Consider the following 12815-nt stretch of genomic DNA (forward strand, 5'->3'; position numbering starts at 1 on the left):
GTGCGGACGCCGGGGCCCGCACCCACAGAGCAGGAATTAGCTGTTGTAGGCGCGGCGCTTGTCCTCGCTCTGGCCGCCGCCCTGGCCCTCGGTGAGCACGGTCGCTTCACCGATCTCGACGGGGAGCAGGTCCATCTCGTCGGTGTGCTCCGTGGTCTGAAGCGGGTCCATGTTCTCTCCTTCTGGTTAAGGGACGGGTGACTTGGTGCCGGGTCGGACAGACCGGGTCGGACCCGGTGCAGGCGGCCCGTCAACCACCGCTGACGGCTGCCGGTTGTCCGGACCTCGTACGGAAGAGGGGTCGGAAGGCGTTGCGGAACCGCTGGACGATGGCGTGCGGCGGGCCGAGACGGTCGAGGGCCCACCGTCGGCCCGTCTGCTCCCGGGGCAAGCTCAGCTCTGCCCAGACCCGCTTGCCCCGTACGGTGTTCTCGGCTCCGCAGGCGATCGACAGATGCTCGACCAGCACCATGCCTCGGCCGCTTTCGGAGTCAGGACTCGGGCAGCGGAGCCGGGGCAGGACTGGGGAGCTGTCGTGGACTTCGAGCAAGAGCCTGCTCTTGCCGAGATCCGCGCGCACGGTCACGCTGAGCATGTCGCCGGTCCCGTGGGAGACGGCATTGGTGACCAGTTCCGAGACCACGGTGGTCATCGCCATGTGGCTGTCCTCGTCCTCGGGCAGGCGCCACGTGCTGACGAGTTCGACCAGCCGCCGACGGCTGATCGCCGCCGAGGCGCGGGCGCGGACCAAGAAGAAGCTTTGGCTGCTCACATGCCTCACGGATAACCCTTCGTCTGAACATACGACCTGGACTCGAATGGGATGTCCGCCATCGGGAAAGGCTTGTTCCATCCGGCCAGTACGTCGCCTGCTGGTGTTTACTCAACTCCGTTACGGGCTGCCGGTCGTGGGCCATCCGGTGGTGCAAATTTCTGCCGGGGGGCCGCTTTGGGGGGCCAGAATTCGACGTCGAATTTCCAGAAGCTTGAGGGACGGGCATGATGGCACCGGATGGCATCGGGGCGCTGCTGAGGGGAAGCCGCGAAGCGGCTGGTCTGACGCGTGAGGAACAAGCGTCGGTGTTACAGGCTGCTCAGGGCGGGAAATGGTTCGACCCGGAGAACCTGAAGCGCTGGGAGACCGAACGACGTCTGCCCACACCGATGTGGCACGCGCTGTTGGCCGAGTGCTACGGCAGGTCCACGGAGGAAATCGTTCGTGCCGTTGTGGTCAGCCGACGCCATCGAAGGCTCCATCGGCTGATTGATCAAGAAAAGAGGGAGGAGGGCTCGGGAGTGGACCGACGGAAGTTCCTCGGCGTGGCAGCGGCGGTTACGGGAATGGCGGGAGTGCCGGACATCTCGGAGGCGCGGCAGGGGATCAATGCGGGCCTGTTCGCCTCGGACGGTAGCGATCTCGCCTATCTGAACGGGGCATTCGAACGTCATCGCGGTGGATATCGGGGGCGTCCGCCCCATGAGGTGCTGGAGCAGATGAAAGTCGATCTCGACCTGCTGCGGGAGCTTCTCGGCCGCCCTCACCCGGCTGCGGTGCGCAAAGACCTGGCGCGCACGGCCGCTGGCATCACCGGCTTGGTGGCTGTCATCCAGCATGATCGAGGCGAGCAGCGGGACGCGGTCGGCTGGTTCGCCACGGCCGAGCAGGCCGCTCGCGAATCCGGCGATCGCCACATGCTCGCCTGGGTGCTCAGTCGGCACGCGATGGTGCCGCTGAACTACGGAGCCCCGAATGCCGCCGCTGCGATGGCCATGCGAGCGCGAGCCGAAGCCGGCCGGTCTCCGAGTGCTGCCGCTGCCTTGGCTGCGGCCGTGACCGCGAGGTCACTCGCCTCCGTCGGAGACCGGGAGGGAGCGCTGCGAGCGGTCGGTGACGCCCGCGCCACCGCGGCGCGACTCGATTCGGCGCAGGAGGCCGATACCTGGTTCGGCTACCCGCCGCAGAAGCACCACGTGCACCTTTCCCAGGCGTTCACGCTCATGGGGCGGACCCGCGAGGCGTATGCCGAGCAGGAGTCCGCACTCGCGCTCACCAAGGCTCCGTCCGTCATGACCCGCGCGCTGGTCGCCGTCGATCGCGCGGTCTGTGTCCGGGCGGACGGCGATCCGGCCACCGCGGCCGACCTCGCCCTCGATGTCTGGCGTCAGCTTCCCTCTGCCTACCGGGGCGGCTTGGTGCGCTCCCGGGTCGAGTCGTTGTGCCAGTCACTTCCCGGACGTACGGGGGACACGTTGCGCGAGGCACTGGCCAGCCGCTGACGCGTCACGGAGAAGGCCAAAACCCCGCCCTCACGCGAACCCCCGCCCCATCTCGTCCAGAATCTCGTCGATCACCGCCGCCGGCTCCCGCGCCAGGTCCTCCTCGATCCACATGCGCATCGCGATCCGCAGCGAGGAGAGGAAGCCCGCCGCCAGGACGATCGGGCGGACCGGGGCCGAAGCCGGGCCGGGGCGGGCGGCCACCGCTTCGGCCAGGTCGCGTTCCAGGGTGGCGTGGTTGGCCAACTGGCGGGCCAGCAGCGAGGGGTGACGCATCGCCAGCCGTGTGCGCACCGCCCACTCGCGCTCCGGGGGTGCCACGCGTTCCGCGAACTGGGCCACCGCCGCGCGCAGGGCCGGCCAGGCGGGTTCGTCGGCGGGGCGGCCCCTCACCGTACGGACCAGGGCCCTGATCTGCTGCTCCTCGCCGTAGAGGAGGGCGTCCTCCTTGTTGGTGAAGTAGTTGGAGAACGTCCTGCGGGAGATGCCGGCCGCGTCCGCCACCGCCTCGACCGTCACCTGGTCGAAGCCGTGCTCCACCGTCAGGCGCAGGGTCGCCTCGTGCACGGCCTGCCGGGTGGCTTCCTTCTTGCGTTCCCGGAGTCCCGGTCCCGGCCCCGGTCCTGCAGTGCTGCTGTCCATGGGGGCATTATCCCCCGGGTGCGTAATTGTTGCGCAGTGAGCAAAATTGCCCAGTGTGCATGTATGGTGAAGTCTTCTCCCTCCCGTACGGGCTTCCCGCGCAGCCGTCCGGCGCAGACGCCCCGTACGGGCCTCTCGTACGAACTTTTCCGGAGGTTGCGCGTGAGCGCAGCAGACACCGCCACCGCCCCGGCCGGGGCCCCCGCCGCCGCACCCATGGACCACCGGCACGTCCTGCGGGCCCTGAGCGGACTGCTCATCGTGCTGTTCGTGGCGATGATCAGCAGCACCGTGGTCTCGGTCGCGCTCCCGCAGATCATCGGGTCCCTCGACGGCACGCAGTCGCAGTACACCTGGGTCGTCACCGCGACCCTGCTCGCCTCCACGGCGTCCACCCCGATCTGGGGCAAGCTCGCCGACCTGTTCGCCAAGAAGCTGCTGCTCCAGATAGCCATCGGGCTCTTCGTCGTCTCCTCCGTCGCCTGCGGATTCGCTCAGTCCACCGAGCAGTTGATCGCCTTCCGCGCCGTACAGGGGCTCGGCATGGGCGCGCTCCAGGTGCTCGTCCAGGTGATCATCGCCGCGATGATCAGCCCGAAGGAGCGCGGCCGCTACAACGGTTACCTCGGCGGTGTCATGGCCGTCGCCACCGTCGGCGGGCCGCTGCTCGGCGGGTTCATCACCGACGCCTCCTGGCTCGGCTGGCGCTGGTGCTTCTTCATCGCCGTGCCCTTCACGCTGGTCGCCTCCGTGATCCTCGCCCGTACCCTGCACCTCGCCGAGGTCCGCAGGCCCGACACCAAGGTCGACTACCTCGGCGCGTCGCTGATCGCCGCCGGGGTCAGCCTCCTGCTCCTCTGGGTCACCTTCGTCGGCACCGACTTCGACTGGATCTCCTGGCAGAGCGGCCTCATGGTCGGCGGAAGCGTGCTCATCCTCGGTGCGGCCGTTCTCGTCGAGACCCGGGTCAAGGAGCCCGTCGTCCCGGTGCACGTCGTCCGCCGCCGGGACCCCGCCCTCGCCATCGTCGCCAGCCTCGCCGTCGGCATGGCCATGTTCGGCGGCGCGGTCTTCCTCGGCCAGTACTTCCAGATCGGCCGGGGCTACTCACCCACCGAGGCCGGGCTGCTCACCATCCCGCTGATGGCCGGCGTACTCGTCTCCTCGACCGTCGCCGGACGCCTCGTGTCGAAGACCGGCAAGGTCAAGCCGTTCATCGTCGCGGGCGTGATCGTCCTCGCCCTCGGCTTCCTCGGGCTGTCCTTCATCGACCACCGGACCTCGCTCGTCCTGGTGTCGCTGGGGATGCTGGGCGTGGGCGTCGGGGTCGGCATGTCGATGCAGAACCTGGTGCTCGTCCTCCAGAACACCGTCCCGCTCAGCGAGATCGGCGCGGCCAGCGGGGCGATCACCTTCTTCCGCTCCCTCGGCGGCACCATGGGCGTCTCGGTGCTCGGCGCGGTCCTCGCCCACCAGGTCGCCACCAGGATCACCGACGGGCTGACGAAGCTCGGCGTCGACCCGGCCGCGTCCGGCTCCAGCGGCTCCACCCTCAACGTCGCCGCCATGCCGCCGCAGGTCCAGGACGTCGTCCGGGCCGCGTACGGGGAGGCCACCGGCCACATCTTCCTCATCTCGGCCGGCATCGCCGTGATCGGTGTGATCGCCTCCCTGTTCCTGACGCCCACCAAGCTGCGGGACAGCGTCGATCTGTAGGGCGTCGATCTGTAGGACAGCGACCCCGGATCCGGGCCAACAGCCCGTTCTCGCGCCCCGTACGGGCGCCGGAGCGGGCTGTTGTAGTGTTACCACCCCCGTACGCCACGGGGATCGACGAGATCGACCGAGGAGGTGAGACCCATTACCGCTGGATCAGGCTGGGTGCTCACCCCGCGCGATCGCGTCGTACGACCGGCAGCAGTCGACCGGACGGCATAAGTCGATCGCGGAGCGCCCATCGGTTTTCCCGAAAGGCTTCGCTCGTATGCCGGTTCACCCATTGAGTTCCCTCTCCTCCACCGTCCTGGCCCTTCGCCGCGCCGGCTGTGTCTTCGCCGAGGACGAGGCCAGTCTCCTCCACGAGGCCGCCGCGTCCGTCGATGAGCTGTCCTCCCTCGTCGAGCGCCGCGCCGCCGGGCTGCCGCTCGAACACGTCCTGGGCTGGGCCGATTTCCACGGCCGCCGCTTCGCCGTGGACGCGGGCGTCTTCGTGCCCCGCCGCCGTACGGAGTTCCTGGTCGCGCAGGCCGCCGCCCTCGCGCCCCGCCGGGCCGTCGTCGTCGACCTCTGCTGCGGCTCCGGTGCGCTCGGCGTCGCCCTCGCCTCCGCTTCGGACGCGGCCGAACTGCACGCCTGCGACGTCGAACCCGTCGCCGTGCGCTGCGCCCGGCGCAACGTCGGCGACCTGGGGCACGTCTACGAGGGCGACCTGTTCGCCCCGCTGCCCGCCACCTTGCGCGGCCGGGTCGACGTGCTGCTCGCCAACGTGCCGTACGTCCCCACCGGCGACGTCGAGCTGCTGCCCGCCGAGGCCCGCATCCATGAACCCCGCGTCGCCCTGGACGGGGGCGGCGACGGGCTCGACGTCATGCGCCGGGTCGCCGCCGAAGCGCCCCGGTGGCTCGCACCCGGCGGCAGCCTGCTCGTGGAGGCGAGCGAGCGGCAGCGGGACACGGCGGTCGAGGTCCTGCGCGCCGCCGGGCTGAGTCCCCGGGTCCTGGTCTCCGAGGAGTTGTACGCCACCGTCCTCGTCGGGACGGCCCCCGCCGGAGCAGCGGAACACCTGGGGTTTTCTCCGTGGGGGGACCCGGTCACCGCCCCGAATCCGCCGGCACAGGACTAGGCTCGGAGGGCCCCGGGGTGGCGACGGAGCCGCGCCGGGGCGACGTACGGGGACACGGTTCGGTTCGGCTGGCGGGAGAGCACGGAATGACGACGGCGCCGGGGCGCAGAAGCAGTACGTTCACCAGGCTGCTGCGGCACGGATTCACCGACCCGTCCGCCGCGGACCAGCTCCTCAACCTGGACGCGCTGGCCTCCGTACGGTCCGATCCCGTCCTCCTGGAGGCGCTCGGGGCCACCGCCGACCCGGATCTGGCCCTGCGCGGCCTGGTCCGGATCGCCGAGGCCGAGACGGAGAGCGAGCGGCAGGTGCTGCTCGGCACCCTCGTCACCGCCAAGCCCCTGCGCGACCGGCTCCTCGGGGTCCTCGGCGCCTCGGAGGCGCTCGGCGACCACCTGGCCCGGCACCCCCGCGACTGGCAGGCGCTCGTCACGTACGAGGCGGTCGACCTGAACCCCGGGGTCGCCGAGTTCGAGCGAGGGCTCGCGGACGCCGTCGACCCGGACTCCCTGCGGGTCGCCTACCGCCGGTGTCTGCTCACCCTCGCCGCCCGGGACGTGTGCGGGACCACCGACCTGGCGCAGACCGCCGCCGAACTGGCCGACCTCGCCACCGCCACCCTGCGCGCCGCTCTCGCCATCGCCCGGACGGCCGCACCCGAGGACGCGGCCCGGTGCCGGCTCGCCGTCGTCGCGATGGGCAAGTGCGGCGGGCGCGAGCTGAACTACGTCTCCGACGTCGACGTGATCTTCGTCGGGGAGGCGCGCGACGGGGCGGACGAGACCGAAGCCATGCAGGCCGCCACCCGGCTGGCCGCCCACATGATGAGGATCTGCTCCGAGACCACCGCCGAGGGCACCATCTGGGAGGTCGACGCCAACCTCCGTCCCGAGGGCCGCAACGGGCCGCTCGTGCGCACCCTCAGCTCCCACCTCGCCTACTACCAGCGCTGGGCCAAGACCTGGGAGTTCCAGGCCCTGCTGAAGGCCCGCGCGGTGGCCGGCGACCCCGGGCTGGGCGCGGAGTACGTCGAGGCGGTGTCGCCGCTCGTCTGGGGGGCCGCCGACCGGGAGAACTTCGTGCCCGACGTGCAGAAGATGCGCCGCCGTGTCGTCGACAACATCCCCGCCGACCGGATCGAGCGGGAGCTGAAGCTCGGCCCCGGCGGACTGCGCGACGTCGAGTTCGCGGTGCAGCTCCTCCAGCTGGTGCACGGGCGCAGCGACGCCTCCCTGCACAGCGGCTCCACCCTCGAGGCGCTGCGGGCGCTCGCCGAGGGCGGGTACGTGGGGCGCGCGGACGCCGCCCAGCTCGACGAGGCGTACCGCTTCCTGCGCTCCATGGAGCACCGCATCCAGCTCTACCGGCTGCGCCGCACCCACCTCGTCCCCGAGGACGAGGCGGACCTGCGGCGGCTCGGCCGGTCGCTCGGGATGCGCACCGACCCGGTGACCGAGCTGAACAAGGCGTGGAAGCGGCACGCCTCCGTCGTACGGCGGCTGCACGAGAAGATCTTCTACCGGCCGCTGCTGGACGCCGTCGCCCAGCTGGCCCCCGCCGAGTCCCGGCTCAGCGCGAAGGCCGCCGCGATCCGCCTGGAGGCCCTCGGGTACGCCGACCCGGCGGCCGCCCTGCGGCACCTGGAGGCCCTCTCCTCCGGGGTCTCCCGCAAGGCCGCCATCCAGCGCACCCTGCTGCCGGTGCTGCTCGGCTGGTTCGCGGACTCCGCCGACCCGGACGCCGGGCTCCTCGGCTTCCGCAAGGTGTCCGACGCGCTCGGCAAGACCCCGTGGTATCTGCGGCTCCTGCGTGACGAGGGCGCCGCAGCGGAGAACCTCGCCCGGGTCCTCTCCGCGGGCCGCCTCGCCCCGGACCTGCTGATGCGGGCCCCGGAGGCGGTGGCGATCCTCGGCGACCCGGAGGGGCTCACGCCCCGCACCCGGGCCCACCTGGAGCAGGAGGTGCTGGCCGCGGTGGGGCGTGCCGGGGACGCGGAGTCGGCCGTCGCGGTGGTGCGGGGGGTGCGCCGCCGCGAGCTGTTCCGTACGACGGCCGCCGATCTCATCGGCTCGTACGGCACCGAGGACAACCCCGCCGAGCAGGATCACGGGGCCCTCGTCGACCGCGTCGGCTCGGCCGTCAGCGACCTCAACGCCGTCACCGTCGCGGGTGCGCTGCGGGCCGCCGTCCGCGCGCAGTGGGGCGACACCCTGCCGACCCGGTTCGCCGTCATCGGCATGGGCCGCTTCGGCGGGCACGAGCTGAGTTACGGCTCCGACGCCGACGTCCTCTTCGTCCACCGGCCGCGCGAGGGCGTGAGCGACGAGGAGGCGGCCCGGGCCGCCAACACGGTCATCGGAGAGATGCGTCGGCTGCTTCAGCTGCCGACCGCCGATCCGCCACTGCTGATCGACGCCGACCTGCGCCCGGAGGGCAAGAGCGGGCCGCTGGTCCGCACGCTGAAGTCGTACGAGGCCTACTACCGGCGCTGGTCGCTGGCCTGGGAGAGTCAGGCGCTGCTGCGGGCCGAGCCGGTGGCGGGCGACGAGGAGCTGGGGCGCGACTTCATCGAGCTGGTCGATCCGCTGCGGTATCCGGTGGAAGGGCTCGGCGAGGACGCCGTACGGGAGATCCGCAGGCTCAAGGCGCGGATGGAGTCCGAACGGATGCCGCGCGGCGCGGACCCCACGCTCCACATGAAGCTGGGGCGGGGCGGGCTGAGCGACGTCGAGTGGACCGTGCAGCTGATGCAGCTGCAGCACGGGTGGGCGGAGCCGGGGCTGCGTACGACGCGTACGCGTGAGGCGCTGGCCGCCGCGTGTGCGGCGCGGCTGATTCCGGCGGATGACGCGCAGACGCTGGACGAGGCGTGGGTCCTGGCGACGCGGGTCCGCAACGCGGTGATGCTGGTGCGGGGGCGGCCGGGCGACACGTTTCCGTCCGACCCGCGGGAGGTGGCGGCGGTCGGGCGGTACCTGGGGTACGAGCCGGGGCATGTCGGGGACATGTTGGACGACTACCGGCGGATTACGCGGCGGGCGCGGGCGGTGGTGGAGGAGCGGTTCTACGGGGCGGCGTCCTGAGGGCGTGCTCCCGGGGCTCGGCCCCGGGGCCTCTCGGGGCTCCGCCCCGGGCCCCGCTCCTCAAGCGCCGGAGGGGCTGGAGAAGACGTCCTCAAGCGCCGGACGGGCTGGATGCGGGGCTCCGCCCCGGACCCCGCTCCTCAAACGCCGGAGGGGCTGGGAAAGATGTCCTCAAGCGCCGGACGGCTGGAAAGGACGTCCTCAAGCGCCGGACGGGCTGGAAATGGTCTGGTCCGGCGCTACGCGCTACGCGCTACGCGAGCCCGCCGTCTGCGGTGCGGGCTCCGGGTCCGGCTCCGATGCCGGGCGGGGGAGTCTGGTCCGCAGGCCGGTCAGGCGGCTCTTGCCGGCCGGCACCCACTTCGGCAGGCGGTGCGGCAGTGAGCCGTACCAGACGCGGGAGACCGCGTAGCCGAACGCGAGGCAGGCCATGCCGCCCACCGCGTCCAGCCAGAAGTGGTTGGCGGTGGCCACGATGACGACCAGGGTGAGCGTCGGGTAGAGCAGGCCCAGGATGCGGGCCCAGGGCGCCGAGGCCAGGGCGAAGATCGTCAGGCCGCACCAGAGCGACCAGCCGATGTGCATCGACGGCATCGCCGCGTACTGGTTCGACATGTTCTTGAAGTTGCCCGAGGCCATCGAGCCCCACGTCTCGTGCAGGAGCACGGTGTCGATGAAGTTCGCGCCGTTCATCAGACGGGGTGGCGCCAGCGGGTAGAGGTAGTAGCCGAGCAGGGCCACGCCCGTCGTCGCGAAGAGGACCAGCCGCGTCGCCGCGTAACGGCCCGGGTGGCGGCGGAACAGCCAGACGAGGACGCCGATGGTCACGATGAAGTGCAGTGTCGCGTAGTAGTAGTTCATCGACACGATCAGCCATGTCACGGAATTGACCGCGTGATTGACCGTTTCCTCGAAGGCGAGACCCAGCGACTTCTCCGCCGCCCAGATCCAGTCCGCGTTGCGCAGCGCCTGGGCCTTCTGCTCCGGAACGGCATTGCGCACGAGCGAATACAGCCAGTAACTGACCGCGATGAGCAGGATCTCGAACCAGAGCCGGGGGCGGCGGGGCATCCGCAGGGAGTGGAGCCGGGCGAGCAGTCGGCCGGTCTTCCCGGAAGCCGGGGGAGTGATGGACGCGGTGGCGGCTTCGGGGACCGCTTGGGCCGCGATGGGTGAAGGATCGGCCGTCGACCGGCCTTCGTGCGTGGTCACCTGTGTTTCACCCATAGGCAGAGAGTCTTCCATAGTGATTCCCCTGCCCCCGATCATCCTCCGGTCGGGTTCCGGTCGCACATTCTGCTTCTCAAGGACGAGAGGGCGACCCTGAGCCGCCTGCGGGGCCCGAGGCCGTCGAGCCGCGAACCACCAGCTCGGGCATGAAGACGAACTCGCTGTGCGGTGCGGGGGTTCCGCCGATCTCCTCCAGGAGCGTGCGGACGGCGGCCTGGCCCATCGCCGTCACCGGCTGCCGGATCGTCGTCAGCGGCGGGTCCGTGAACGCTATGAGCGGCGAGTCGTCATAGCCCACGACCGAGAGATCGCGCGGCACATCCTTGGAAAGCCGGCGGGCCGCCCGGATCGCCCCGAGCGCCATCATGTCGCTCGCGCACACGACCGCCGTGCAGCCGCGCTCCATCAGGGCGGAGGCGGCGGCCTGGCCGCCCTCCAGCGTGTACAGGGAGTGCTGGATCAACTCCTCCACCTCGTCCGGTGCGAGGCCGAGCTGCTCCCGCATCGTCGCGTGGAAGCCCTCGATCTTGCGGAGCACCGGCACGAAGCGCTTGGGACCGACCGCCAGGCCGATACGGGTGTGGCCGAGCGCCACCAGATGCGTCACCGCGAGGCGCATCGCCGCCCGGTCGTCCGGGGAGATGAACGGCGCCTGCACCTTGGCGGAGAAGCCGTTCACCAGGACGAACGGGACTCCCTGGCCGCGCAGTTGCTCGTAGCGCTGCATATCGGCGGAGGTGTCCGCGTGCAGCCCGGAGACGAAGATGATGCCGGAAACGCCCCGGTCCACCAGCATTTCGGTGAGTTCGTCCTCGGTGGAGCCGCCGGGGGTCTGGGTCGCGAGCACCGGGGTGTAGCCCTGCCGGGTCAGCGCCTGGCCGATGACCTGCGCCAGCGCCGGGAAGATCGGGTTCTCCAGCTCCGGGGTGATCAGGCCGACCAGTCCCGCGCTGCGCCTGCGCAGCCGCACCGGGCGTTCGTACCCCAGCACGTCGAGCGCCGCGAGGACGGATTCGCGGGTGGTCGCCGCGACTCCGGGCTTGCCGTTCAGGACCCGGCTGACCGTTGCTTCGCTGACCCCCGCCTGAGTTGCGATATCGGCAAGCCGTGCGGTCATGGGATGGGACTGTACCGGGCCCGTGTCGGATTGCCCACCGTGCGCGAGGTGGTGCGGAGGAGGGTGGCGGAGGGTTCTCCGGCAACGCCTTGCAAGGACTTGCGGCCCCGGATCGCGGGCTGCGGTCGGATCGTCGCACTGCGGATATGCCGTGTCCCACCTGCCCCTGCCAGGGATGAGTGGCTCTCGTCAAGGGGCTTGACGGCAACCTTGAGGACACGCGAATGTAACGATCACCAAGCCTTGCAGAAATCTTCCGCAAGGTCTTTCGGTCGTCTTTCATCCTTGTTACGTTCACGTCGACCCGGCGCCGCGACGGAGCGGTACGGCAGTTGAAGGAGTTCAGATGCGACGTGGCATAACGGCCACCGCCCTGGTCGCGGCCCTGGCGCTCGCGGCGACCGCCTGTGGCAGCGACGAGAAGTCCGGCGGCGGCAAGAGCTCGGGCGAGCTCTCCGGCACGGTGACCTGGTGGGACACCTCCAGCGTCGGCAGCGAGGACAAGGTCTTCAAGAAGCTGGCCGAGGGCTTCGAGAAGAAGCACCCGAAGGTCGACGTCAAGTACGTCAACGTGCCCTTCGGCGAGGCGCAGAACAAGTTCAAGAACGCCGCCCAGGCCGGCGACGGCGCCCCCGACGTGATCCGCTCCGAGGTCGCCTGGACGCCGGACTTCGCCAACCTCGGCTACCTGGCCCCGCTGGACGGTACCCCCGCCCTGAAGAACCAGGACGACTTCCTCAAGCAGGCCGTCGCGTCCACCAAGTACGAGGACAAGACGTACGCCGTCCCGCAGGTCATCGACTCCATGGGCGTCTTCTACAACAAGAAGCTGTTCAAGGAGGCCGGCGTCGAGGCGCCCGCCAACCTGGACGACCTCAAGACCGTGGCCGAGAAGATCAAGGACAAGACCGGCAAGACCGGCCTCTACCTCCGCGGCGACGACCCGTACTACTTCCTCTCCTTCCTCTACGGCGAGGGCGGCGACATGGTCGACGCCTCCTCCAAGAGCGTCACCATCGACAAGCCCGAGGGCGTCAAGGCGTTCGAGGCGGTCAAGGCCCTGGTCGACGACGGCACCGCGAAGACGGATGCCTCGGACGGCTGGGAGAACATGATGCAGTCGTTCAAGAACGGCGACGTCGCGATGATGATCAACGGCCCCTGGGCCGTCGCTGACACCCTGACCGGCAGTGAGTTCACGGACAAGGACAACCTGGGCGTCGCCCCGGTCCCGGCCGGATCCGCCGCCCAGGGCGCCCCGCAGGGCGGCCACAACCTGGCCGTCTACGCCGGCTCCAAGAACCTCGACGCCTCCTACGCCTTCGTCGAGTACATGACCTCCGTGGACAGCCAGGCCACCGCCGCAGGCGAGCTGAACCTGCTGCCCACCCGCACCTCCGCGTACGCCAAGCAGGAGGCCGTGGACAGCGAGATCGTCGGCTTCTTCAAGCCGGTCGTCGAGACCGCCGTCGAGCGCCCCTGGATCCCCGAGGGCGGCAGCCTCTTCGAGCCGCTGCGCATCGAGTACACCAAGGTCCTCACCGGCCAGACCACGCCGGAGAAGGCCGCCAAGGCCACCGGCGACTCCTACCGCAAGCTCCTCGAGGGCTGGAAGTAACAGGAA

At 70.5% G+C, this 12815-nt stretch carries 10 protein-coding genes; 5 read left to right on the forward strand and 5 right to left on the reverse strand.

Annotation, left to right across the window (positions count from 1 at the left end; genetic code table 11):
* Positions 1-36: 36 nt before the first annotated feature.
* Entirely contained in the window at positions 37-171 is a 135-nt protein-coding gene (locus N7925_RS27110; protein WP_274345442.1) for an albusnodin family lasso peptide, read from the reverse strand.
* 79 nt (positions 172-250) lie between these two features.
* Positions 251-772 carry an ATP-binding protein gene (locus N7925_RS27115; RefSeq protein ID WP_274345443.1) on the reverse strand — a complete coding sequence of 174 codons (522 nt, stop codon included), beginning with the start codon at positions 770-772 and terminating at the stop codon, positions 251-253.
* Between the two features lie 227 nt (positions 773-999).
* Between N7925_RS27115 and N7925_RS27120 the strand changes: the two genes are divergently transcribed.
* Positions 1000-2277 (forward strand): helix-turn-helix domain-containing protein, encoded by a 1278-nt coding sequence (locus tag N7925_RS27120; protein WP_274345444.1) that lies wholly within the window; start codon positions 1000-1002, stop codon positions 2275-2277.
* A 30-nt stretch (positions 2278-2307) separates the two neighbouring features.
* Here N7925_RS27120 and N7925_RS27125 read toward each other — a convergent pair whose 3' ends face one another.
* Positions 2308-2919, reverse strand: a complete 612-nt coding sequence (locus N7925_RS27125) for an acyl-CoA-like ligand-binding transcription factor (protein ID WP_274345445.1) — start codon at positions 2917-2919, stop codon at positions 2308-2310.
* 216 nt (positions 2920-3135) lie between these two features.
* Here N7925_RS27125 and N7925_RS27130 point away from each other — a divergent pair, with 216 nt between their 5' ends.
* The 3 genes from N7925_RS27130 (at position 3136) to N7925_RS27140 (ending at position 8844) form a co-directional block, all read left to right on the forward strand.
* Positions 3136-4635, forward strand: coding sequence for an MFS transporter (locus tag N7925_RS27130; RefSeq protein ID WP_265604023.1), 1500 nt, complete (start codon positions 3136-3138; stop codon positions 4633-4635).
* A gap of 268 nt (positions 4636-4903) precedes the next feature.
* Positions 4904-5761: a putative protein N(5)-glutamine methyltransferase gene (locus tag N7925_RS27135; protein WP_265602033.1), complete on the forward strand. Its 858-nt coding sequence runs from the start codon at positions 4904-4906 to the stop codon at positions 5759-5761.
* 86 nt (positions 5762-5847) lie between these two features.
* On the forward strand, positions 5848-8844 hold the full coding sequence (locus N7925_RS27140; RefSeq protein WP_274345446.1) for a bifunctional [glutamine synthetase] adenylyltransferase/[glutamine synthetase]-adenylyl-L-tyrosine phosphorylase: 2997 nt from the start codon (positions 5848-5850) through the stop codon (positions 8842-8844).
* Positions 8845-9090: 246 nt separating this feature from the next.
* Here the strand turns inward: N7925_RS27140 and N7925_RS27145 are convergent, their stop codons facing one another.
* On the reverse strand, positions 9091-10071 hold the full coding sequence (locus N7925_RS27145; protein ID WP_274345447.1) for a phosphatase PAP2 family protein: 981 nt from the start codon (positions 10069-10071) through the stop codon (positions 9091-9093).
* Between the two features lie 76 nt (positions 10072-10147).
* Positions 10148-11191 carry a LacI family DNA-binding transcriptional regulator gene (locus tag N7925_RS27150; protein ID WP_215105362.1) on the reverse strand — a complete coding sequence of 348 codons (1044 nt, stop codon included), beginning with the start codon at positions 11189-11191 and terminating at the stop codon, positions 10148-10150.
* 346 nt (positions 11192-11537) lie between these two features.
* Between N7925_RS27150 and N7925_RS27155 the strand changes: the two genes are divergently transcribed.
* Positions 11538-12809 (forward strand): extracellular solute-binding protein, encoded by a 1272-nt coding sequence (locus tag N7925_RS27155; RefSeq protein WP_274345448.1) that lies wholly within the window; start codon positions 11538-11540, stop codon positions 12807-12809.
* Positions 12810-12815 lie beyond the last annotated feature (6 nt).

The organism is Streptomyces sp. CA-278952 (assembly GCF_028747205.1).
Lineage (GTDB): Bacteria > Actinomycetota > Actinomycetes > Streptomycetales > Streptomycetaceae > Streptomyces.

Excerpts from the sequence above, each read along its gene's own strand:
- N7925_RS27150 (WP_215105362.1), bottom strand. The coding sequence starts at position 11,191 with ATGACCGCACGGCTTGCCGATATCGCAACTCAGGCGGGGGTCAGCGAA.
- N7925_RS27125 (WP_274345445.1), bottom strand. The coding sequence starts at position 2,919 with ATGGACAGCAGCACTGCAGGACCGGGGCCGGGACCGGGACTCCGGGAA.
- N7925_RS27145 (WP_274345447.1), bottom strand. The coding sequence starts at position 10,071 with ATGGGTGAAACACAGGTGACCACGCACGAAGGCCGGTCGACGGCCGAT.
- N7925_RS27155 (WP_274345448.1), top strand. The coding sequence starts at position 11,538 with ATGCGACGTGGCATAACGGCCACCGCCCTGGTCGCGGCCCTGGCGCTC.
- N7925_RS27120 (WP_274345444.1), top strand. The coding sequence starts at position 1,000 with ATGATGGCACCGGATGGCATCGGGGCGCTGCTGAGGGGAAGCCGCGAA.
- N7925_RS27135 (WP_265602033.1), top strand. The coding sequence starts at position 4,904 with ATGCCGGTTCACCCATTGAGTTCCCTCTCCTCCACCGTCCTGGCCCTT.
- N7925_RS27140 (WP_274345446.1), top strand. The coding sequence starts at position 5,848 with ATGACGACGGCGCCGGGGCGCAGAAGCAGTACGTTCACCAGGCTGCTG.
- N7925_RS27130 (WP_265604023.1), top strand. The coding sequence starts at position 3,136 with ATGGACCACCGGCACGTCCTGCGGGCCCTGAGCGGACTGCTCATCGTG.
- N7925_RS27110 (WP_274345442.1), bottom strand. The coding sequence starts at position 171 with ATGGACCCGCTTCAGACCACGGAGCACACCGACGAGATGGACCTGCTC.